General features: G+C 47.3%; 17 protein-coding genes. 12 read left to right on the forward strand and 5 right to left on the reverse strand.

Translation table 11 applies throughout. The features are described 5' to 3' along the window. Nucleotides 1–4: 4 nt before the first annotated feature. Complete coding sequence (locus ACO05Z_RS16760) at nt 5–3262, reverse strand: transporter substrate-binding domain-containing protein (RefSeq protein WP_421903324.1); 3258 nt, start codon at nt 3260–3262, stop codon at nt 5–7. A gap of 336 nt (nt 3263–3598) precedes the next feature. On the opposite strand from ACO05Z_RS16760, the gene ACO05Z_RS16765 reads away from it, so the two are divergent. The 6 genes from ACO05Z_RS16765 (at nt 3599) to ACO05Z_RS16790 (ending at nt 12216) form a co-directional block, all read left to right on the forward strand. Then, nucleotides 3599–4048 carry a GNAT family N-acetyltransferase gene (locus ACO05Z_RS16765; protein WP_421903325.1) on the forward strand — a complete coding sequence of 150 codons (450 nt, stop codon included), beginning with the start codon at nt 3599–3601 and terminating at the stop codon, nt 4046–4048. A 217-nt stretch (nt 4049–4265) separates the two neighbouring features. Further along, nucleotides 4266–4571 (forward strand): hypothetical protein, encoded by a 306-nt coding sequence (locus ACO05Z_RS16770; RefSeq protein ID WP_421903326.1) that lies wholly within the window; start codon nt 4266–4268, stop codon nt 4569–4571. A 157-nt stretch (nt 4572–4728) separates the two neighbouring features. Then, nucleotides 4729–5064, forward strand: coding sequence for a zinc ribbon domain-containing protein YjdM (locus ACO05Z_RS16775; RefSeq protein WP_421903327.1), 336 nt, complete (start codon nt 4729–4731; stop codon nt 5062–5064). Between the two features lie 263 nt (nt 5065–5327). Beyond that, complete coding sequence (locus tag ACO05Z_RS16780; RefSeq protein ID WP_421903328.1) at nt 5328–7472, forward strand: methyl-accepting chemotaxis protein; 2145 nt, start codon at nt 5328–5330, stop codon at nt 7470–7472. Nucleotides 7473–7716: 244 nt separating this feature from the next. Further along, a complete protein-coding gene (locus tag ACO05Z_RS16785) occupies nt 7717–9855 on the forward strand; it encodes a methyl-accepting chemotaxis protein (protein ID WP_421903329.1) in 2139 nt (712 codons plus the stop codon). Nucleotides 9856–10071: 216 nt separating this feature from the next. Continuing rightward, on the forward strand, nt 10072–12216 hold the full coding sequence (locus ACO05Z_RS16790; protein ID WP_421903330.1) for a methyl-accepting chemotaxis protein: 2145 nt from the start codon (nt 10072–10074) through the stop codon (nt 12214–12216). 59 nt (nt 12217–12275) lie between these two features. Here the strand turns inward: ACO05Z_RS16790 and ACO05Z_RS16795 are convergent, their stop codons facing one another. Then, complete coding sequence (locus ACO05Z_RS16795; protein WP_421903332.1) at nt 12276–13121, reverse strand: aldo/keto reductase; 846 nt, start codon at nt 13119–13121, stop codon at nt 12276–12278. An 18-nt stretch (nt 13122–13139) separates the two neighbouring features. Then, the gene (locus ACO05Z_RS16800; RefSeq protein WP_421903333.1) at nt 13140–13475 is read right to left on the reverse strand and encodes an MGMT family protein; all 336 of its coding nucleotides are present in this window, start codon (nt 13473–13475) and stop codon (nt 13140–13142) included. Between the two features lie 105 nt (nt 13476–13580). On the opposite strand from ACO05Z_RS16800, the gene ACO05Z_RS16805 reads away from it, so the two are divergent. Together ACO05Z_RS16805 and ACO05Z_RS16810 are read left to right on the forward strand one after the other, a co-directional pair. Further along, entirely contained in the window at nt 13581–14594 is a 1014-nt protein-coding gene (locus ACO05Z_RS16805) for a hypothetical protein (protein ID WP_421903335.1), read from the forward strand. A 99-nt stretch (nt 14595–14693) separates the two neighbouring features. Beyond that, complete coding sequence (locus ACO05Z_RS16810; RefSeq protein ID WP_421903336.1) at nt 14694–15509, forward strand: helix-turn-helix domain-containing protein; 816 nt, start codon at nt 14694–14696, stop codon at nt 15507–15509. Here the strand turns inward: ACO05Z_RS16810 and ACO05Z_RS16815 are convergent. Then, nucleotides 15506–15898: a bacteriohemerythrin gene (locus tag ACO05Z_RS16815; protein WP_421903337.1), complete on the reverse strand. Its 393-nt coding sequence runs from the start codon at nt 15896–15898 to the stop codon at nt 15506–15508. The genes ACO05Z_RS16810 and ACO05Z_RS16815 overlap by 4 nt on opposite strands. Nucleotides 15899–16038: 140 nt before the next feature. On the opposite strand from ACO05Z_RS16815, the gene ACO05Z_RS16820 reads away from it, so the two are divergent. The 3 genes from ACO05Z_RS16820 (at nt 16039) to ACO05Z_RS16830 (ending at nt 20570) form a co-directional block, all read left to right on the forward strand. Next, nucleotides 16039–16986: a DMT family transporter gene (locus ACO05Z_RS16820; RefSeq protein ID WP_421903338.1), complete on the forward strand. Its 948-nt coding sequence runs from the start codon at nt 16039–16041 to the stop codon at nt 16984–16986. A gap of 217 nt (nt 16987–17203) precedes the next feature. After that, nucleotides 17204–18193 carry a BMP family lipoprotein gene (locus ACO05Z_RS16825; protein ID WP_421903339.1) on the forward strand — a complete coding sequence of 330 codons (990 nt, stop codon included), beginning with the start codon at nt 17204–17206 and terminating at the stop codon, nt 18191–18193. A 52-nt stretch (nt 18194–18245) separates the two neighbouring features. Continuing rightward, a complete protein-coding gene (locus ACO05Z_RS16830; protein WP_421903340.1) occupies nt 18246–20570 on the forward strand; it encodes an ATP-binding protein in 2325 nt (774 codons plus the stop codon). Nucleotides 20571–20853: 283 nt separating this feature from the next. Here ACO05Z_RS16830 and ACO05Z_RS16835 read toward each other — a convergent pair whose 3' ends face one another. Continuing rightward, entirely contained in the window at nt 20854–21186 is a 333-nt protein-coding gene (locus ACO05Z_RS16835; protein WP_421903341.1) for a NirD/YgiW/YdeI family stress tolerance protein, read from the reverse strand. A gap of 601 nt (nt 21187–21787) precedes the next feature. On the opposite strand from ACO05Z_RS16835, the gene ACO05Z_RS16840 reads away from it, so the two are divergent. Beyond that, nucleotides 21788–22432: an RluA family pseudouridine synthase gene (locus tag ACO05Z_RS16840; RefSeq protein WP_421903342.1), complete on the forward strand. Its 645-nt coding sequence runs from the start codon at nt 21788–21790 to the stop codon at nt 22430–22432. Nucleotides 22433–22535 lie beyond the last annotated feature (103 nt).

Consider the following 22535-nt stretch of genomic DNA (forward strand, 5'->3'; position numbering starts at 1 on the left):
GTTACTATGAACTTTCTAATTTTTTAGCCAAATTATTCAAATAAACTAAAAGATCATCACGATTTTGAGGGTTTAACCTCTTCAAATCCACAAAAATATCTACCCCTGTTTCGGTGTAATGCATTGCTTCCTTATTTTCAGGACTCCTTTGATCGTTTTCATCAATATCCAATATAGCATAAGGCCGGATGCTTCTTCTTATCCCTTTGACAGATATCGGCGCACGCTCCTCTGCCTGCACAACATCTTGAACAAGTGAATATGTCTCTGAGGAAACCAGAACACCACCGGGATCAGCCTGCCCTTCTAACCGAGCCGCCAAATTAACTTCACCGCCAATGATAGTATAATCCATTCTGGACTCAGACCCGAAGTTACCGACATTGCAATATCCAGTGTTTACGCCGACCCGCATTTTAAATGGCTTATCATACCCCATCTTGTGCCATTCACGTTCCAACTGTCTCATACGGTCCTGCATTGCCATTGCCATACCTACGCACGCGAGAGCATCTTCCTTGACCCCTTTAGTTTCTGGGTCACCGAAAAACATCAGCATGGCGTCACCGATAAATTTATCGATAGTTGCCCCATATTCCATTGCAATTGCGGACATTTCCGTAAAGTAATGATTCAACAATGCGGTCAAATCTTCCGGCTGCATGTCGTCAGTTGTTTGCGTGAAATCCTTTATGTCCGAGAAAAACACAGTGAGCTTCTTTCGCTCTGTCGAGAGAGCCACATCGCGAGTTCCGGAAAAAATTGAATCATAAACCTGAGGCGATAAGTACTTTGCCAACTTTGCAGAAAGGCCTTCAAGCATGTTATTTTTTTCATCAAGTGACTCCAAGGTATTAGCCAACTCTGTCTGTGCTTTTTTACGCTCTGAAATCTCTCTGCCTAACTTTCTGTTCCAGTAGATTATGATGCCGACGATTAATAATATTACCCCTGAGATTGGTAAAACCCACCTGAGCACTGTGCTCATATCAAGTCCATGCTCAAACTTAAGGGCAATCCACTTACTTTTAAATTCAGCTGCCTGTTCGTCTGAAACAACACTCAAAGCTTTATTTAGGATATCCACAAGTTCAGGATAATCCTTCCTGACAGCCATGCATAAAGACATGGAATATTCTGTTGATGAAGCGACTTTAAGATTAGTCACTCCCTGTTGCTCAATACAATAGCTGCCAGTGGCCAAATCATTTACAAACCAATCAACCTCTCCCAATTTCAAGGCATTAATTGCATCCTCAACTGTTTCATAAAGATGCAGTTTTAAATTTGGATAGTCTGAAACCATGTATTCATGGGTCGCATATCCCTCCACTACTGCTATTTTGCCGCCCAAAATATCATTCACACCGCTTATAAGAGGAGCTGCCTTGCCCGAATAGATGACAACAGGAAAAGTAATATAAGGATTGGTAAAAAGCAGAAACTCTTCTCTGACAGGAGTTCGAACAATAGAAGTAAGAACATCAATCCTTCCTTCTTTTGCATATTCGAGTATCTCGTTCCAGCTGAGTTCCTTAGCTCTAACCATCTTCGTCTTCAGTTTTCCTTCAATAAAACGGATATACTCTGAAGAAATACCCTTATAGTTCCCCTCCTCATCGACAAACTCAAAAGGTGCACTTTGGGAATCAACCCCGAGCATAATTCGCGGATGATCTTTGAGCCAATCCCACTGCTCTTTGGTCAAGGAAAATATTTTTTGTTTAAAGCCCGATAAATCCAGATAGGTCGAAAGGATCTCATCTCGTTCTTTTTTGGTAATTGCATTAAGCCCCTTTTGCAGAATGTCCCGTAAGATAGGATCATCCTTATCAACTGCAAACCGCAGTTTTCCGGGCAGGTCGGTTCGCCAGAGACTTACAAGTTTCAAATTGGACAGAGTAAATTTTTTTATGAGATAAGATGCAACAACCTGATTACCAATGTATGCGTCAGCTTTTCCAGTGGACACAGCCTCTAGGGCTTCATGGGTTGTTTTAACAAGTAATATTTTTATATCAGGGCGATCTTTTGGCAGGTTCCTTGCGATAGCATAACCGTCTTCAAGTGCGACTGTTTTTCCATTCAGGTCATCCGGTGAACTAATGTCTTCACGGTCATTCTTCGTAAAAATAGCAGAGTAGTATTCGATATACGGTTTTGTGAATATGAAATCCTGAAGTCGTTTAGGGGTTTCATTCAATCCGGGGGCAACATCAAGCGTTCCCTTTTTCAACTTGTCCATATGGGCATTCCAGTCAGTGTCGAACACAGGAGAAATGGCCATCCCAACCTTGCTGGCTGCCAGTCTTATAAAATCGGCAGCAATGCCTGCATAGGAACCATCTTTCATTTCCATTTCAAAAGGTGGCCAGTTGGGAGTTGAGGTAAGAGACAACACAGGGTGCTTTTTAATATACTCTCGTTCATTTTTGCTTAAGCTGCCTTTAGCGTCTGTTTTCGATGCCCGATAAAAACGATCCTTGGGATTTGTTGTCCAACGCTCATCAATGGCAGACAAACGTAAAGGATCAAGCTGACGGAAACCTTCATTAACTTCCTTTAAAAGATCAGAATTACCTTTAATAACAGCAGCATGAACCATATTGGACACCCCAGAAGCATTAAGCCTTGAGACAAGCCCCTGCCATCCAAATTGGGCCAAGATACGAGAAACTGTAGGTACTTCATCGAAAATAATATCGACTTTTTGGGAAACTAAAGCAGCAACAAGATCTTCATGGCTTTCGAAAATTTTTATTGCAACACTGGGATACTTCGGTTTTAAAAATGAGTGCTGATATGTCCCGGCAACTACACCAATCTTTTTCCCATGCATTTGATTCAAGTCGGGAATAGATGCATGGGCACTGAAATAAAAAGCACTTTTGATGGAATAAAGGGAGTCTGAAAACAACATCCATTCAGCCCGTTCCTTATTCTCGAACAACCCGGAATGAATATCAGCCTGACCGGATCTAACAAACTCAAGTGTTTTTTCCCAAGTACCTGAAACAAAATCAACTTCTACACCTGTTTGCTCGGACCAAAGCCTCCAAAGTTCAACAAGAATGCCTTCCGGTTTACCATTCGGGGCAAGGAATGACATTGGAGGATAAGTGTCATCCATAGCGACAGTAACTTTATCTTTTGCGACAGCGACATTGATCGCAGACATTAGGCTTAGTAAGACAAAAATAATAACGAAATATATCTTTCGACCCATCACAAACTTGGCCTCCAGCAGCATAATTTTCGACAACTATCCAACCGACAACAACAGTACCCGGTTAACTGCAAAAAAACTACTGCGTAGCCATATCAAATCAAAACATGAAATATTCTGAAGCATCCCGCCTGTCACGCCGGAGGCCGCGAGTTCGAGTCTCGTCGGCTCCGCCACTTTTCTGAAAAAGGCATCAATTGCAAGATTGGTGGCTTTTTCTGTTTTGGTGTATCGGACACAAAAGTGGCGATGATTGGTGACAGAAAAAACTTTCTGTCTGCGGGTATGGATGACGACCACTAGCCTGTAGATCCAATCGATCCAGCTAAATCAATTGATAATAATTAAAAAAGACTCCATAACTCACAGCAAATGATACATCTTAACTCAGACGCCCCATTAAGCTCAGGACCGATTCACCTGCACCTTGAGAAAACCGTCCCGGTCCCACCGGATGGCGAACTTGTACCCTTTCTCCACTTCAAAATCCTCAATACGGAAGAAACCATTGTCGGCCATATTAATCTTCGTATTGGCAACACCCGTCATATCCTAAAATGTGCAGGACATGTCGGCTATGAAATTCTTCCTGAATACCGGGGTAATTCACTGAGCTACCATGCTTGTATAGCGCTCAGGAAAGTCATTACCTGCTTTTACAGCAGTATCATCCTTACTGTTGACCCTGAAAACGCAGCATCAATCAGGATCATCGAAAAACTTGGAGCCGTTTTCAGATCCATGGAAGATGTCCACCCTGACGACCCTGCGTATAAAAGCGGTGCCAGGAAAAAGCTGTGTTATGTGTGGACACCAGAATAAAAGTCATTTGAAATGCTAACCCACAATTTTTCGCGGAGAAGCCACCAATCGCAAGACTGGTGGCTTTTTCTGCTTTGGTGCATCGGACTCAGGAATTGACTATTCACTATCAGTATATAATTTCTTGTTTCAAGAGGACCTGCTTCAATGAAAACAGCAAACCAAGTTTTTCTATGATCAGTTTCTTAGAAACAAACATTTTTATAAGAGCAGAAAAATGCATAAAATAATTATCATATTACTGACAATCTTCCTTTTGTCCGCCACCTCGATCCAAGCTCAAACTGACGAACCCAAAATCGGCAAAGATTTAACCGTCGAGGATGAATCCGCCTCAGAAAACTTAACTGTTAAAAACAGGCTTGATAAACTGGCAAAACCTTATGACGATGTAAAAATATCAGATGGGATCAGTGCCGGAGTCATGTCTGAACGTGAGGACAACATTATGGAAAGCCGCCATAGAACTCCGGTTAAAGAGAAAGGACAGGAAGTGGGAGTTGGCATAAGCCTGAGTTTCTAATAATACTCAGTGCAAAAAATCCACAGCTGAATGGCAACTTGAAAAATAAAGGGATAATAGCTACTGATCCCTTGCGACTATTAATCATAATGCTGGCAACATGCCTGCACCTGAAACTCCCTCTTCAGGAGGGAATAAAAAAAAGAGTTAAAACATAATGGAAAATTTACCTAATTGCCCGCAGTGTAATTCTGAATATGTATATTCCGACGGCACCTCCCTCATCTGTCCTGAGTGCAGCCATGAATTTCAGCCTGAAGATGTTGCAGAAAAGGTATACAAAGACGCAAACGGCAACGTGCTTGTTGACGGCGACACCGTAATCGTTATTCAGGACCTGAAAGTTAAAGGCGCATCTTCATCCATCAAGAAGGGAACCAAAGTCAAAAACATCCGACTGGTCGAGCCTGAAGACGGAGTGCATGACATCTCCTGTAAAATTCCTGGCTTCGGCGCAATGATGCTCAAGACATCCATTGTGAAAAAGGGCTAATAAACCACACCGGCTTTACAGCTTTTTTTCCCTAAGCAATCACACAAGGGCTGCATCAATTGATGCAGCCCTTTTTTTATTCTCCTGCTCTCTACTGAATGCTTGTTCAGGCCACAATTGTCGCTTTTCCTTTACATTTCCATCAAGTTTATTGTTATATAATCAGATATGTTTAGCATCCGGCTGCTGCACTTCAGCCGTTAACACAGGACACAATGCTTTATAATAAACATAACTGTCATCACTAGTAAGGGAGGACTTACATGAATTTCAAAGACTGGAGCCTAAAAAACAAGATTATCATCCCCACTTTCTGCGTTGTGGCACTTATTCTTGCCGCCAGCACATGGGTAATGACAGATCAGGCCAGAAGTCTGGCTGTGGAACAGGCAAGTAATGGGGCTGACACAGAAGCAAAAGGTTACGGCAATGAAATTTCCGAAACATTAGGAAAAGCCCTTACCGTAACCAGAACCCTTGCCGCCATGTTTGAAGAGGGCGCCAACTACAAAGTTATCCCTGACCGCGAATTTCTCGACTCAGTACTCGTACACACCCTGAAAAAGCACCCCGGTCTTTCCGGTGCATGGTGTACATTCCCGAGTAAAAGCAGCTACGATGACCGTGAAGATGAATACCGCGACAAATATAAAGGTGCATACCGTAACTGGTATTACCGCGACGGCGGTTCCATCGCCGCGTCATTTGTGGGTGATGAAAACCTTGAAGGACAGGCATGGTTTGAAAACCCCATGTCCGGTAACGTGGAAACCCTTTCCGAACCATACCCATGGGAAGTAGACGGTAAGACTTTCTGGCTCTGCTCCACCGGTTACCCGGTAAAGAAAAAAGGGCGAAACATAGGTATCGTCGGTGTTGACTTCTATCTCACCGACTTGCTTGAGACAGTCCTGAAGATCAAACCCTTTGAAACCGGTTACGCATTCCTCGTCACAAACAAGGGAACCATTGTAGCCCACCCCGATTCTGAACTGCAGGCCAAAAACATGGCCGATGTTCTCTCCGGTGAACACAAGAATGAAATTCTGGACGCAATCAACAATGGCAGGGCTTACTCCTATGTAGCAGAATCAAAATCCGGCAATAAAGAATACATCACTTATGCCCCGATCAAAGTGGGTAAAACCTCCTATCCCTGGTCCATCGCGCTGGTTATCCCCATGGACAAGGTTGAGGCACAGGCCAATGCCATTGCCCAGAACAGTCTCATAGTCAGTGTTGTAGCCATTCTTATCCTGCTGGCTATCCTCTTTGTACTGGCCGGGGTAATCAGCAAGCCGATCCTCAAGACTGCCGGCTACACCACTAAGGTAGCTGAAGGCGATCTCGACGCCTCACTTGAAATCAATCAGAAAGACGAAATCGGACGTATGGCCGATTCCCTGCGAGCCATGGTCGGAGAGCTCAAGAAGACCATCCTTAAAGCGGAAGATGAAACCAGCAAAGCGGAAGAAGAATCAGCCAGAGCCCGCGAAGCCACTGCAGAAGCGGAAAAAGCCCGCGCCAAAGCAGACATGGCCCGTACCGAAGGGTTGCACCACGCAGCAGACCGTGTTGAGCAGGTCCTTGAACGGGTAGTCTCCGCCTCCGAACAGATGTCCGTGCAGTCCAACGAAATGCTGCAGGGCTCTGAAATCCAGAGTGACCGTATTTCTTCCACTGCAACTGCCATGGAGGAAATGAACGCCACCGTACTGGAAATCGCCCGCAACGCCAGTGATGCCGCTGAAGCAAGTACCGATGCTCAGGAAAAAGCTAAAGACGGGGCTTCTGTTGTAGATAAATCCAAGAACGCCCTGACCCAGACAGTGACCGAGGTCAACAACCTCAAAGGCAACATGGAAGAACTTGGCAAGCAGGCCAAGGGAACCGAAGCCATTGTGGGTGTAATTACCGATATTGCTGACCAGACCAACCTGCTGGCGCTCAACGCAGCCATTGAAGCGGCTCGCGCAGGTGAAGCCGGACGCGGATTCGCAGTTGTTGCTGATGAAGTACGTAAACTGGCAGAAAAGACCATGACTGCAACCGGGGAAGTTTCTGACTCCATCAACGCTATCCAGCGTGTGGCCGGAGACAACATCCGTTCCATGGAAACAGTTTACACCCGTATTGAAGAGGCCAATGAGTTCTCGGAAAGTTCCGGCGGAGTTTTAAAAGAAATCGTAACCGGTGCCGAGGAAAGTGCAGTCCAAATTCAGAGCATTGCCACCGCAGCTGAAGAGCAGTCCGCGACCTCCGAGGAAATTAACAGCTCCATTGAAGAAATCAGCCGCATCACAGCTGAAACAGCCAGCGGAGCACGTGAATTCGCACTTGCCCTTGAATCACTTGCCGAGCAGGTCTCGGAGATGCAGAAAATCGTCGAAGACCTGAAAGACGAATAGAAATAAACTGCAATAATTAGCTTAAAAGGCCGTATCGAGTGATACGGCCTTTCTTTTTGCCTCTTTCCTGATTTCATGAATTAAATCTATTTTACAATTTTTCAGTTTCCCCTCTTTACTTTTTCATCAAGATTGCCGAAATACCCCTGTAAAAAACCAATTAAGACACTGTAATAACTAAACAAAAACACGACAAAACTGTCCTAAACGCGCCGACCATGTCGCAACAACAAGGGGTATTTTGATGAATTTTAGAAACTGGAGTCTGAAGACCAAAATTATATTACCGACTTTCTGCATCGTGGCCCTGATCCTTGCCACAAGCACATTGGTAATGACCAATCAGGCCAAAAAGATGGCCGTAAAACAAGCAAGCCAATCAGCGGACCACATTGCCAAAGGTTTCGGCAATGAAATTTCCGAAACCATGGGTAAAGCCCTGACCGTTACCAGAACACTGGGCATCATGTTTGAAGAAGGTGCCAACTACAGCGTTATTCCGGACCGCGAATATCTCGATTCTGTGCTGGTAGGAGTTCTTGAGCGCCACCCCGGTCTCGCCGGTTCATGGTGCGCCTTCCCTCCTGATGTATATGATGGTCGAGAAGACGATTACATGGGCAAATACAAAGGCGCCTACCGCAACTGGTATCATCGCGACAATGGCCGTATTGCAGAACTTTTTGTAGGTAATAAAGATGTCTCCAATGTTGGCTGGTTTCAAAATCCCATGTCCGGAAATGTGGAAACAATCACCGAACCTTATCCATGGACAGTGCAGGGTAAGACCTATTGGGTCTCCTCCACAGGAATTCCGGTCAAAAAAAACGGACGAAACATAGGGGTCGTAGGTGTAGATTTTTATTTGAACGACCTTCAGGAAACCATCCTTGAAATCAGACCCTTTGATACCGGATACGCCTACCTTGTAACCAACAAAGGTAACATCGTTGCCCACCCTGACTCTGAGCTGCAGGCCAAGAACCTCGGTGAGGTAATCGACCGTGAGCACAAGAGGGAAATCCTGGATTCCATTGAAAGAGGTCGGGCATACTCCTACGTTACTGAAGCTGAAAACGGCGAAAGACAATACATCACCTATGCCCCGATCAAGGTTGGTAAAACATCCTACCCTTGGTCCATTGCACTGGTCATTCCTATGGACAAAGTTGAAGCACAGGCAGATGCCATTGCCCAGAAGAGCCTTATTGTCAGCGCAATATCCATTCTTATCCTGCTGATCATCCTCTTTATACTGGCCGGGGTAATCAGCAAACCGATCCTCAAAACAGCCGAATACACCACACATGTAGCTGAAGGCGACCTTGATGCCCCGCTCGATATTGACCAGAAAGATGAAATAGGACGCATGGCTGATTCCCTGCGAGCCATGGTCGGGGAACTCAAGAAGACTATCCTCAAAGCCGAGGACGAAACCAGCAAGGCGGAAGATGAATCAGCTAAGGCCCGCGAAGCAACCGCCGAAGCTGAAAAGGCCCGCGCCAAAGCGGATATGGCCCGCACCGAAGGTCTGCATCAGGCAGCAGAGCGGGTTGAAATGGTCCTTGAACGCGTGGTTTCAGCTTCCGAACAGATGTCTGTGCAATCCAACCAACTTCTCAGCGGAGCGGAAATCCAGAGTGACCGCATCACCTCCACGGCAACAGCCATGGAAGAAATGAACGCCACCGTGCTGGAAATCGCTCGCAATACTGCCGACGTGGCCGGGAAAAGTTCCGAGGCTCACGACATAGCCAGAGACGGAGCCGAAGTTGTAGGCAAATCAAGAAACGCACTGGACCAGACAGTTTCCGAGGTCAACAACCTTAAAGGAAACATGGAAGAGCTGGACAAGCAGGCCAAGGGCACAGAAGCAATCATCGGTGTGATCACCGATATTGCCGACCAGACCAACCTGCTGGCCCTCAATGCTGCCATTGAAGCGGCCCGTGCAGGTGAAGCCGGACGCGGATTCGCGGTTGTTGCTGATGAAGTACGCAAACTGGCTGAAAAGACCATGACCGCTACCGGGGAAGTTTCCAATTCCATTGGTGCCATCCAGCGCGTGGCCGGAGAAAACATCCAGTCTATGGAAACAGTTTACCGCCACATTGAAGAGGCCAACGGATTCTCCGAAGACTCCAGAACGGTGCTGCAGGAAATCGTAGCCGGCTCCGAGGTAAGCACGGTCCAGATTCAGTCCATTGCCACCGCAGCAGAAGAACAGTCCGCCACCTCGGAAGAAATCAACGGGGCGGTTGAGGAGATCAGCCGTATCACTTCCGAAACAACTGACAGTGCAAGGGAATTCAGCACAGCTCTTGAATCCTTAGCTGTGCAGATCTCTGAAATGCAGAATATCGTGGAAGATTTGAAAGCATAGTAAAGATAGACAATTAACACACTTTCAAAGGCTGTATCGCAGGATGCAGCCTTTTTTATGCTCACTAGAATTGCAATATTAAATTTTTTTTCTAATTTATAACATTTCTCCTTTACTTTTTTCTCCAGATTACCGAAACAACCCATTGCAACGCCAAAACACGACACTCTTGTCGCTTAAACGTCTAACATGTCGCAAAGAGAAGGGAAGTAATTTATGAAATTTAGGGATTGGAGTCTAAAAACCAAAATCATCATACCCACATTCTGCATTGTAGCTCTTATTCTGACCGCCAGCACATGGGTTATGACAAACCAAGCCAAGATAATGGCTGTAAAACAAGCCAGCGAAGCAGCCGATCACGTAGCAAAAGGATACGGTAATGAAATTGCCGAAACCATGGGTAAAGCCCTGACCGTAACCAGAACTCTGGGCATTATGTTTGAAGAAGGGGCTAACTATAAAACTATCCCGGACAGAGAGTATCTGGACTCAATATTAATTCACGTTGTCAAAAGTCATCCCGGACTTGCCGGGGCATGGTGCACCTTCCCCGCCAGAACCAGCTATGATGATCGGGAAGACCATTACATGGAAAAATACAAGGGAGCCTACCGTACTTGGTACCACCGGGAAGGAGGCCGTATTGCGGACCTTTTTCTGGGAGATCAAGACCTCTCAAACGCAAATTGGTTCCAAACCCCCATGTCCGGCAGTATTGAAACCATTACTGAGCCATACCCTTGGGAAATGAATGGAAAAACATTCTGGCTCTGCTCCACAGGCATTCCGGTCAAGAGACAGGGAAGAAATATCGGCGTAATTGGTGTCGACTTCTATCTCAATGACCTGCAGGACACTGTCCTAGAAATTAAGCCCTTTGAAACAGGCTACGCATACCTTGTCACCAACAAAGGTAATATTGTGGCCCACCCGAACTCAGACTTACAGGCAAAGAATCTCAACAATGTAATTGAGGACAAAAACAGACGAGCAATACTGAATGCCATCAAAAAGGGTAGGACATATTCATACGTAGCAGAATCCAAAACCGGCGAAAGGCAGTACATCACCTATGCTCCCATCAAAGTGGGAAAGACCTCCCTGCCGTGGTCCATCGCGCTGGTCATTCCCATGGATAAAGTTGAAGCACAGGCCAATACCATCGCTCAGAACGGCCTGATTATCAGCGGCGTGGCGATCATTATACTGCTGGCAGTGCTGTTCATGCTCGCCGGACTGATCAGCAAACCGATCATCAAGACCGCAGCCTACACCACCAAAGTGGCTGAAGGCGACCTTGATGCCCCTCTGGATATCGACCAGAAAGATGAAATAGGGCGCATGGCCGACTCACTGCGGGCCATGGTAGGAGAACTCAAGAAGACCATCCACAAAGCCGAAGATGAAACCCGAAAAGCGGAAGACGAATCCTCCAAGGCTCGTGAAGCCACTGCGGAAGCAGAAAAAGCCCGCGCCAAAGCTGACATGGCCAGAACAGAAGGATTGCACCATGCAGCAGACCGAGTTGAGCTGGTTCTCGAACGCGTGGTTTCCGCCTCAGAACAGATGTCCGTACAATCGAATCAGTTACTCAGTGGAGCGGAAATCCAGAGTGACCGCATAACCTCCACGGCAACAGCCATGGAAGAAATGAACGCCACCGTGCTGGAAATCGCCCGCAATGCAGCAGATGCAGCAGGAGAAAGTTCAGAAGCGCAGAACAAAGCCCGAAACGGTGCTGAAGTCGTAGATAAATCCAAAAATGCGCTGGATCAGACCGTATCCGAGGTCAATAATCTCAAAGGAAACATGGAAGAGCTGGATAAACAGGCCAAGGGAACCGAAGCAATCATCGGCGTAATCACCGATATTGCCGACCAGACCAACCTGCTGGCCCTGAACGCGGCCATTGAAGCGGCCCGCGCAGGTGAAGCCGGACGCGGATTCGCGGTTGTTGCTGATGAAGTACGCAAACTGGCAGAAAAGACTATGACCGCTACCGGGGAGGTTTCCAATTCCATTGGTGCCATCCAGCGCGTGGCCGGAGAGAATATCCGCTCCATGGAAACAGTTTACCAAAGAATTGAAGAAGCCAACGAATTCTCGGAAAGCTCCGGCTCCGTATTGCAGGAAATCGTAAGCGGAGCCGAGGAAAGTGCGGTCCAGATTCAGTCCATTGCCACAGCAGCAGAAGAACAATCCGCCACCTCCGAAGAAATCAACGGATCGGTTGAAGAAATAAGCCGCATCACCACCGAAACAACTGACAGCGCAAGGGAATTCAGCACGGCCCTTGAGTCCCTTGCTGTGCAGATATCTGAAATGCAGAATATCGTAGAAGATTTGAAAGCAGAGTAAGAACTACAAACAAACTCAAAAGCAAAGGCCCGGAACACAATGTTTCGGGCCTTAATTATTTAATACTCTTCATAATAAGCGGGATGCTGATCCTTGCGCCTGCCGTCAGGGCGGTCAAATGCACTGATGGCTGCCATTTCTTCCGGACTCAATTCGAAATCAAAAATAGAAATATTCTCCAGCTGCCGCGCCGGGGATGTGGCTTTGGGGATGGGCACCGCCCCCAATTGCACGTGCCAACGCAGGATCACCTGCGCCGCGCTCTTTCCGTGCTTATCGCCAATGGCCTTGATTCCCGCTTCCTGCATGGCGGAACTATCACGACCCAGCGGACTCCATGACTGGGTAATGATCCCGTGCTGGGCATGCCAGTCACGCTGTTCCTGCTGAATAAAATAAGGATACAACTCAACCTGGTTCACTGCCGGGGCCACCCCGGTTTCATCCATGAGCCGCTGCATGTGTTCAGGCAGAAAATTGCTGCAGCCTATGGAGCGGACCAGCCCTTTTTTACGGGCCTCAATCAAGGCCTGCCATGCTTCCACGAACAAATCCTGACTGGGGTTGGGCCAATGAATGAGGTAGAAATCATAATAATCCAACCCAGCCCGATATAAAGACTCTTCAACGGAATAAAGGGCTTCATTGTAGCGATGACGAAGTCCGGGAACCTTGGAAGTAACCAGCAACTCTTCACGGGGAACCCCGCTGCGGCGGATGGCCTCACCCACTGCGCCCTCATTCTCATACTTGAAAGCGGAATCGAGCAAACGGTATCCTGCCTGAATGGCATTGACCATGGTCTCTACCCCTTCGGAACCGTTGAGCTTGTATGTACCGAATCCCAGTGCGGGGATCGAATTACCGTCATTCATCTTCAATTCAGGTACGACAATATCACTCATAAACTTCTCCAACTTTTATCATTCATCCCAATCAATTAAAGACTCGGGCACCCAGAGGTAAACTTCAAAATCAATCTGACCGTCCAGGCTGAACTCAATACCTTCGCGCTCCAGTAATTCACGCTGTCTTTCATAGCCCTGCCCCTTTTTGAGGGAGATACGTCCTTCGCGGTTTACCACCCGCTGCCAAGGCAGGCTTTCTTTTTTACCGCTGCTGTGCAAGATGCGCACAACCTGCCGTGCTGCACGGGGATTGCCCGCCAGAGCAGCCACCTTGCCATAAGAACAGACCTTCCCTTCCGGAATAGCCTTGATGACCTCGATCACCTTTTCAGTAAAAATTGTCCTGCTCATGTTAGCTACCTTTAGACTTCAATTAGATACAAAATGTATTTTCCGCGCAAGATGTACATGTTATATTTTTTCAGCTGAACCCGTTTAACAAACTGTGAGTTTACCATGATTGAAATTTTCAGAAGAGCAGCCGCACTTTTCCTGATCTGCCTCGGCGGCTACCTTATGCTCTGGCCCGGAGGACAACTGCTGATTGTCAGTCCGTACGAAGGCTCCACCATCAAGGGTCGGAAAATCACCGTCACCGATCCGGGCTGGTTGGAACTGGCAGCAGCCATAGACACCCCCGAAGACACGCCGGAGCTGGAAAGCAGGTCATACGGCTTCAAGCATAAAAGATATATATTCAAACCCGACGAGCCACCCTTCAGTGAAATCTCCCATTACCCTGAACAAGCTGTTTTTGTCTCCATAGATAAGGGACAAAAATGGCTGCGCATTTATGCCTGTCACGCCGGGGACATCTACAGCCTGCCGGCACAGTTCAAGCATCCTTATTTTTACCATGGCCCGGGATTCATCATGCTCGGATTCGCCATTTACTTCTTCATTCCCCGCCGCAGATATAAAACAGACGAAATACATTATCCACGCGGGGCTACGGTAATCGGCCCCGATATGATGGGCTTGATCCTAACCCCAATATTCTTCCTGCTGCCCTTCCCCATTGTCTGGGAAATGGATGCCGGAGGAAGTGTCTTAAGCATCTCCAAAGGCTGGATCTGGCTGACCGGGGCCATGTGGACCATGGCTGCTATCTGGGGCGTGCTCCTGCTCACTGCACTGAAATACAGCGACCTCTGCTACAGAATCACAGACAAGGGACTGCATGTTACCAAAAGGGGTAAAGATGAACTCATCAAATGGGATGATATTGAGTACTTCAGAAATTACCGGACCCGGCTCGGAGGAAAACTATCCACTCTGCTGCTGATCTTCGGAACCACCATGCAGGCCATTGCTACCGGGCTTATGCTCCGCCATCAGGAAGAATGGGGAATCCGCATCCAGCCCCGTAAGGGCAAGGAAATCAAGATCATGGGCAATGCCCTTGACCAATTTGATGACATTGTCCGGGCCTTGAAAGAACATGGTGTGAAAAGAAAAAACAAGAAGTAATTAACAGAGAGCAATATTTTACAAGACCGCTATCCGCATTCTGATTAGCTTGTATTCCATAAACGTTTATGCAACTCTTCCGGTCAAGCGGTGCGACCTATGAACAAAGGGACAATCAGATACCTGCGCCCCGAATCCATCGAGGGCCTCGAAATTCAGGAAGTCATCAATTCCAACCATTCCTTCCCGAACCATACCCATGGATTTCATTCCGTAGGAGTCATGGAGGCGGGCGGCTGCTATTGCCGTCAGCCCGGTTCAGGCAGCTCTTTTGTGCGTGGCGGAGAAATCGCCCTATTCAATCCCGGCCTTGTCCACTCCGGTGTAATTACCGATTCCGACACTCGCATCACCTACCGCGTTTTCAGCTTTGACAACCAGTTGTTTGAAAAAGCCCTGCGAGACTTAAACGAAGCTGACGGGTTGCCGGAATTCAGGTCTGTGGTCACCGAAGACAAGCTGACCACCGGAACCCTGACCGAACTCAATTATGCAGCATCAACAGTAAAGAGCAGGCTGGCTCTGGACACAGCCCTTGCCCGTGCAGCTGCGGCACTCCTGACCCGCCATTGCGAAGCCCAGTCCAAGGTTCCGCGCACCGGAGAACCTGCGGCAGTAAAAAAGGCCCGCGAATATCTCAACGAAAACCTCTCGGAAAAGGTTTCCCTTGAAGAACTTTCACAGGCCACCGGGCTCTCCCGCTACCATCTGTTGCGGGTATTCAGAAAAGCTACCGGACTCCCGCCCCACAGCTATCACTTACAGTTACGCATAGAACACGCCAAACGACTGCTCCGCTCCGGCATGTCCTTTGCCGAGACTGCCCTGCAAAGCGGATTCTCAGACCAGAGCCACTTCACAAACACCTTCCGCCGCTACACAGGCGCAACCCCCTCGCAGTACACCAATATCTAGCGGCTGTTGATATAATCCATATACTTCTGGTCACTGCCAATCATATGCTCAATCAACCAGTTGTTTAAAAAATCAAGCATATCCTGAAAAGGCACATAATTAGCGAACACAGCATCCTGATAATCTTCAACCCGGCTGATGAACTCCTTATGTTCGATGATGTGATCATCTAAACCGGGGTAGCCATTCTCGCGCATGAAATTCTCCTCATCGCGAAAATGCTCCTGAGCATATTTAGTCATACGGCTTAAACAGGTAAACCCCTTACCATCCTTATTGCCGGGACCGGCTTCAGACAGATCATTAAGCAGGGCAATAAGCGACTTATGTTGTTCATCTATCAGCTCGTTACCAAGGCTGTATTCATCTTTCCATTCTACAAAAGCCATAAGCACACTCCTTTTCGCTGAAGTTGAGCAACTGCATGTACAGTTTATCATTTCCACGGCTGTTTTACTATTATCCAAAAGCAATATTTTCCAAGACCCGGATTTAACAAACGGCTATTTTTCTATTTAAGGAGAAAATTATGAACGCTACCAAACCGAACACAACCATAATCCCTGTGATTGCCATACTGGGTGCAGTCATTCTTTGGGGCAGCTCGTTTGCAGCCATGAAGTACCTTGTGGGACACTTGAATCCATGGGCTGTCATGTGGATGCGCACAGGCATAGCCACCCTAGTACTCAGCCCTTTCATTCCGAGATTGGCCGGCCCGGTCAAAAAAGGGAAGGACAGATTCGCACTGGCCATTATGGCTTTGTTCATGCCCTGCCTTTATTTCCTCTTTGAATCTTACGCCCTTACTTTCACAACTGCCACACAGGCCGGATTGATTTCAGCCTCTCTGCCACTAATGGTTTCAGTGGGAGCCGGCTTCTTTTTCAAAGAAAAAACAACCCTCTCCGGCTGGATCGGACTGGCTCTCTCAATGTTCGGTGTTGCAGTGCTGACCCTGAGTGGAAATGCTTCCGGTAATGCCACAAATCCGGCCTTGGGCAACCTTTTAGAGCTGATAGCCATGGTCTGCGCTTCAGGATACATGCTGCTGGTCAAAAGACTTTCCGCAAACTACGGCCCATGGACCCTGACGGCTATACAGAATATCGCCGGATGTATCTTTTTCATTCCCGGTCTCTACCTGCTTATCAGCGATGGGCTGGGGCCGGACCCGGCTCAGGCTTTGATAATGGCCGGATACCTCGGTGCTTTTGTGACTCTCGGCGCATTTGTTCTATACAACATGGGTATAAGCAGGCTCCCGGCAGGTAAAGCCTCGGCCTTCATCAACCTCGTCCCGGCTATTGCTGCTTTCTTCGGCTGGTTCCTGTTAGGCGAAACACTGAATTTTGCCCAGCTACTGGCCTCAGCGGTTATATTCGCCGGAGTCGGCCTTGCCCAGATTGGTGGAAAAATTAATTGGAAATCTCTTATCATTTTCCCACCCGGATCACCTTTAAAGCAAAAAAACTGATCATATTATCCGTAATCCTCGCCCGATCCCGGCAAAATTTCATTTTGCCGGGATTTCTTCGCTTAAAAGACATATGCAGGCCTTGCGGAAATAACCTTTTATAAATTACACTTTTATATTAAGTTACGGTCTATAGACGGTAATTCTAATAAAAAAGACAGTTCTTAAAGGCATGTTCATTGCCGACCAGCACAGCTTTCATTAATCCGGGGTAATTATGAAAAGAGTATTTGTCGCAATTTTATTCTTATTTTTTACAATAGGAACCGCTTGGGCGGACCAGCCCGTAGTCGGTTTTGTCACCGGTGCTTCAGGGCTTGGCGATCTATCCTTTAATGACATGTCTTATGGCGGAATCCGCAGGGCTCAACAGGAATTCAATTTCAAACTGATTATCCTTGAGCCGGAAAATGATGGAGAATCCAGAGTAGAAGACTTTACCAATCTCATCAGGCAATCAGATATTCTCATCCTTGTGGGAGCCCAGCATGCGGAAATGGTTAAAGAAGCTGCCCCAAAATTTCCTAACAAAAAATTCATCATCAGCGAAGTTCCTTTGGAAGGCATGAAAAATGTATCTTCAGTCTTTTTTGAACAGGGCGAAGGTTCTTTTCTAGCCGGTGCATTGGCCGCACTGACCAGCAAAACTGGAAAGATAGGCTTCATCGGAGCCACCCCGGTGCCCCCGGTCCGTAAATTCGAACAGGGCTATGTTGACGGAGCAAAATACGCTGTACCTGATATTAAAATCGACGTGGCCTACCTGACTCCGCTGGGCGACTTTTCCGGATTCAATGCCCCGGCCAAGGGGTACAATGTTGCCATGGGCCAATACAAAGACGGAGCGGATATTGTGTTCACCGTTGCCGGACTTACCGGAAACGGTGTTATTGAAGCAGCCCGGCGCAGCGGAAAATACGCCATCGGAGTTGATTCGGATCAGGATTCACTGGCTAAAGGCTTTGTCTTGACCAGTATGATCAAGAAACTGGATGTAGCGGCTTACAATGAACTAAAAGCCGTTATGCTTGGAGAATTTAAATCCGGTCCCACCAGCTACGGGTTGAAGCAGAACGGCGTAGGATTGAGCGAAATGAAGTATACTCGAGACAAAATACCCGCTGATGTGCTGAAAAAAGTAGACGGCATCAGGAACAAAATCATAAAGGGCGAGATCAAGGTCCAGTACCGGGAAGACCCCAAGTAAATCAACTGCGACCCGTCCCAAGGAAAATTTAAAACATGGCTATTGTACTGGAATGAAGGACAGCTTACGGTTTAAGATATCTATAGGCACCGGCCTGATCCTGCTGCTCTTCTTTTTCATGCTGGGATATTATATTGTCGATTCCCAAAAGAGACTGCTTGAGGATAGTCTCTATGAACACGGCAACCGGATAGCATCCCTAGCTGCACGCTCCTGCGCGGAATACCTGCCCCGCTTCAGTTTCTTCCTTGTGGAAGACCTTGCCCTTTCCATTGAGCAATCACCGCAAGTGGCCTTCTGCGAAATTTACAACCGTGAAGGGAACCCCATCCTGCAATCCGGAAATATCGTATCCAAATCCCATATATCTAAAAACAAACCTTCATACGGCTCTGACGTACTTATAGTCTCCAAGCCGATCATCAGCGGGCAGGACAATATTGGAAGGGTTGAGATCGGCATGAAACTGGATCAGGTCAGGGATGAAATCCGTGAAAACACGATTAGCCTGACCATTCTCTTCACAGCGTGTATGCTCTGCACCATTATTGCGCTGGATGCTTTTTTCCAGCGAATCCTGATATCCCCGCTGCGGATGCTGGCCAATAACACCCGAAAGATTGCCCGGCGCAAATTTGTTACCGTGAACGTTGGTTCCCGCATGGACGAGATCGGAATTCTGGCTCTTAACTTCAACCACATGAGCCGAAATCTGGAAAGCCTCTATAAAAATCTGGAGGTCAATGTTCAGGAACGAACCCACGAACTGGAAAGCGCCAACCGCAAACTGGTCAAAGCCATTGCCAAGTCAGATGCCATGGCCGTGGAAGCAGCCAAGGGAACCCGGGCCAAATCCCAGTTTCTGGCCGCCATGAGCCACGAAATCCGTACCCCCATGAACGCAATTCTCGGCATGGCTGAAATTCTGGCCGACTCGAATCTGGATGACGAGCAACGCAGGTTTGTGGAAATTCTGCAGGAATCCGGGGAATCACTGCTTCACCTGATCAACGAGATACTCGACCTGAGTAAAATCGAAGCCGGTGAAATCGCTTTTGAAAATAGAGACCTCAACCTTGACCGCATCATCGGCAAGGCCTTCAAGGTCACCGCCCATGCAGGACATGGCAAAGGTCTGGAACTGGCCTACAACATCAACCGGGATGTACCGGAACAACTCATGGGCGACCCCTCAAGACTGCAACAAATTTTCGTCAATCTCATCGGCAATGCCATCAAATTCACGGAAAGAGGTTTCGTGGTTGTAGAAACTTCTCTTGTCCAACCCGATATGGCAGACGATGACGGCTCACTGAAAATCCATTTCGCTGTCAAAGATAGCGGCATAGGCATTGAAGAGGAGAAGCTGGATTCAATTTTTGACCGCTTCACTCAGGCTGATTCTTCCACTACACGCAAGTACGGGGGGACAGGACTGGGCCTTTCCATCTGCAAATCCCTGTGCGAAGCCATGGGCGGTAAAATCTGGCTCGAAAGCCGCAAGGGCTTCGGGACCTCTGTCCATATGGAACTTCCCTTTGAGAAAGACCCCCGGGTTTCAATTGCCAATTCGCCCCTGCGCGGAAAGTCCATCCTGGTTATCAACGATCAGGATTACTCCCGTCAGGCACTTGCCATCCGGATCAGCACACGGACCAAGCGGATCAGCAAAGCCCAGAGTATGGAAGAAGGGCGCAGTTTCATTGAAAACAGCCGCAAATCCAACACCCCTTACGACTTGATCATTGTCCGCGGGAACATCCACGGCTGGAAACGGCAACGGACTTTGGACAAGTTACGGGACATGAAGGTAGATGAAGAAAGAATCATCCTGATTACCACCGTTGGACAGGATTATATTGAAAAATTCCACGGAAGTGTTCTGCTGGCCCCTCTTGACATGCACTCTCTTGAAAAGACTGCCAAAAAAGCCCTGAGCAAGGCACCACAGCAACAGCAGCCTGTAACGGTCCAGCCACCGGGAGCAATAAGGCCCCTCGACATCCTGCTGGTAGAAGACAACAAGGCCAACTGCATGTTGATCCAGCTTTTTTTCAAAGACATGCCTCATACCTTAAGAATAGCTCACAACGGAGAAGAAGGTTTTGGGCAGGCCAGTACGCATAACTTTGACCTGATATTCATGGATATTGAAATGCCGATCATGGATGGGTATGAATGCACCCGCAAAATCCGGGACTGGGAAAACCAATCCGAAAGAAAGCCAAGCATTATTGTAGCCCTTACCGCCCACGCCCTGACTGAGGCAAAGCAAAAGATTCTTGAAGCAGGGTGCGACTCATTCCTGACCAAGCCTGTATCAAAGGATAAAATTATCAGCACCATCAACGAGCTGTGCAGTCCATATTTCAGATAAGAAAGACACTCACCATTCATACTTGCCCACAAAGCCCCCCCTGCACGACACACGATATTCATATGAACTAAGCAGTTAAACAGGACTCAACAAACGCCGCCACGAAGTACACCTGCCCCCATACAAAAGACCCCGAAGCCAAGTAACAAACTCAGCTCCGGGGCTCTAAAAACAGAAAGGCCGCGTCCTCAGACGCGGCTTTGAAAACTGCTGACAATTCAGATTCAAGAGAGTCGGATTAGCGACCTTTCTGGTTCGGAATTATTATTCCTGTGAGGTCCGTTTAGTTGATAACGGATATTTTCTGGGCTTCGATTCCGGCGAAGACGAGGTCCTGCTCGACCCTGCCTTCAATCTCGATCTCAGCATTAGCGTCTACGGGGAGGGATCCCGCTTTCGGGCTGAGGTCGATGATGATTTCACCGGTCTTGTCCTGAAATACGTATTTATTGTCGTTGATCTTTCTTACAATGTGTCCTTTTACAACAGCTTTGGTGTCAGCACCGGACACACGCGCTTCAGCAACGGTGGTTACGTCTTTGGATTTGAAATCCAGAGTTTCAGAAGTTGCTGCAGCAGCCACAATCACCAGGAGTAAAAGAAAAAGTACGCTCATTTTTTTCATCTCTTATTACCCGTCCCACCTTTGAGGTGGAAGTTAAAGATTTGAAACCTTATTTATGAAAATTTTATTTTTACCTTTATGAAAACGTCCGGCAATTTGTCCGGCCATTTTTTCTAAGAGGACCTGTTCTTGATCCGTTGATCAAGTAATAGCCCTCTCAATTTGATTATGCAATCAAAAAAATAAGCTATTTGTGAAATTTTGTACAAAACACCCCTTAACCCCTCATATTGCTTATAGATATTTTTTTCACAACCACTTTTTTGACATGTGGATAACATTTTACTTTTCGTAGCACTATTTTTCACCCCTAATTCAACACTGAATCCGGGTTCAACAACCCCTATTTCCCTTCGCCTCAGTATGATATTTTCAGATGTTCCCCGAAACAGCACAAAAACAGCGCATTAATTCTTTAAAACAACTTATTCTCCGAATAAACATCAGCTTTAAAGACTAAACACAGGTGACAATTCTGAAACAAGAACAAAAAACTTATTTCTTCACATTTGAATCCATTTGCTGTATTCACACACTTCCATTATAAATACTGATAACTAAACTTTGTCTAAAAAAAATGGACTTAAAGCTGATGAGTAACGAAAAACTTCTCGACATTGTATATGCGGATCGAAAAATTGTGGTGGTCAACAAACCCAGCGGCCTACTCTCAGTACCCGGCCGCGGACCAGAAAATCAGGATTGCGTTGTTACCCGGGTCCAGAAAATGTTCCCTGAATGCCGTAAGTTTCCCACCGTACACCGTCTGGATATGGATACATCCGGTTTACTGGTATTGGGCCTGACAGCACGGGCCGTACGCGAACTGGTGGAACAATTCCAAAAAAGGCAGGTAAAAAAGAAATACGAAGCCTTGCTGGAGGGGATAGTTAAAGAAGACAGCGGAGTCATAGAGATGGCTTTCCGGCTTGATCCATACAACCGCCCCTACCAGGTATTTGACCCGATTCACGGTAAACTGGGCATCACCCACTGGCGCAAGCTGAGTATTGAAAATGGCATGACCCGTGTCGAATTCACCCCCCATACCGGACGTACCCATCAATTAAGAGTACATTCTGCGCATCCGCAGGGGCTGGGCTGCCCCATCGTAGGAGACAGGCTTTACGGCTCCGGCACAGCTCCAGGCCAGCTCAAACTGCATGCCCGCTACCTGTGCTTCACCCACCCCAAGACCAAAGAGGTCATGGAATTTGATATTGATCCTTTATTCTAGGTAATTAATACTGTTAAGAAAGTGCCAGATGCTAGGCTCAAAAAAAGGCTGGAACGACGCGTATAAACATACGCGAGTTTCAGCCTTTTTTGCAGCAACGACG

The organism is Maridesulfovibrio sp. (assembly GCF_965230075.1).
GTDB lineage: Bacteria > Desulfobacterota > Desulfovibrionia > Desulfovibrionales > Desulfovibrionaceae > Maridesulfovibrio.

Coding starts and splice junctions, on each gene's coding strand:
- ACO05Z_RS16765 (WP_421903325.1), top strand. CDS start 3,599: ATGATACATCTTAACTCAGACGCCCCATTAAGCTCAGGACCGATTCAC.
- ACO05Z_RS16770 (WP_421903326.1), top strand. CDS start 4,266: ATGCATAAAATAATTATCATATTACTGACAATCTTCCTTTTGTCCGCC.
- ACO05Z_RS16775 (WP_421903327.1), top strand. CDS start 4,729: ATGGAAAATTTACCTAATTGCCCGCAGTGTAATTCTGAATATGTATAT.
- ACO05Z_RS16780 (WP_421903328.1), top strand. CDS start 5,328: ATGAATTTCAAAGACTGGAGCCTAAAAAACAAGATTATCATCCCCACT.
- ACO05Z_RS16785 (WP_421903329.1), top strand. CDS start 7,717: ATGAATTTTAGAAACTGGAGTCTGAAGACCAAAATTATATTACCGACT.
- ACO05Z_RS16790 (WP_421903330.1), top strand. CDS start 10,072: ATGAAATTTAGGGATTGGAGTCTAAAAACCAAAATCATCATACCCACA.
- ACO05Z_RS16795 (WP_421903332.1), bottom strand. CDS start 13,121: ATGAGTGATATTGTCGTACCTGAATTGAAGATGAATGACGGTAATTCG.
- ACO05Z_RS16800 (WP_421903333.1), bottom strand. CDS start 13,475: ATGAGCAGGACAATTTTTACTGAAAAGGTGATCGAGGTCATCAAGGCT.
- ACO05Z_RS16805 (WP_421903335.1), top strand. CDS start 13,581: ATGATTGAAATTTTCAGAAGAGCAGCCGCACTTTTCCTGATCTGCCTC.
- ACO05Z_RS16810 (WP_421903336.1), top strand. CDS start 14,694: ATGAACAAAGGGACAATCAGATACCTGCGCCCCGAATCCATCGAGGGC.
- ACO05Z_RS16815 (WP_421903337.1), bottom strand. CDS start 15,898: ATGGCTTTTGTAGAATGGAAAGATGAATACAGCCTTGGTAACGAGCTG.
- ACO05Z_RS16820 (WP_421903338.1), top strand. CDS start 16,039: ATGAACGCTACCAAACCGAACACAACCATAATCCCTGTGATTGCCATA.
- ACO05Z_RS16825 (WP_421903339.1), top strand. CDS start 17,204: ATGAAAAGAGTATTTGTCGCAATTTTATTCTTATTTTTTACAATAGGA.
- ACO05Z_RS16830 (WP_421903340.1), top strand. CDS start 18,246: ATGAAGGACAGCTTACGGTTTAAGATATCTATAGGCACCGGCCTGATC.
- ACO05Z_RS16835 (WP_421903341.1), bottom strand. CDS start 21,186: ATGAGCGTACTTTTTCTTTTACTCCTGGTGATTGTGGCTGCTGCAGCA.
- ACO05Z_RS16840 (WP_421903342.1), top strand. CDS start 21,788: ATGAGTAACGAAAAACTTCTCGACATTGTATATGCGGATCGAAAAATT.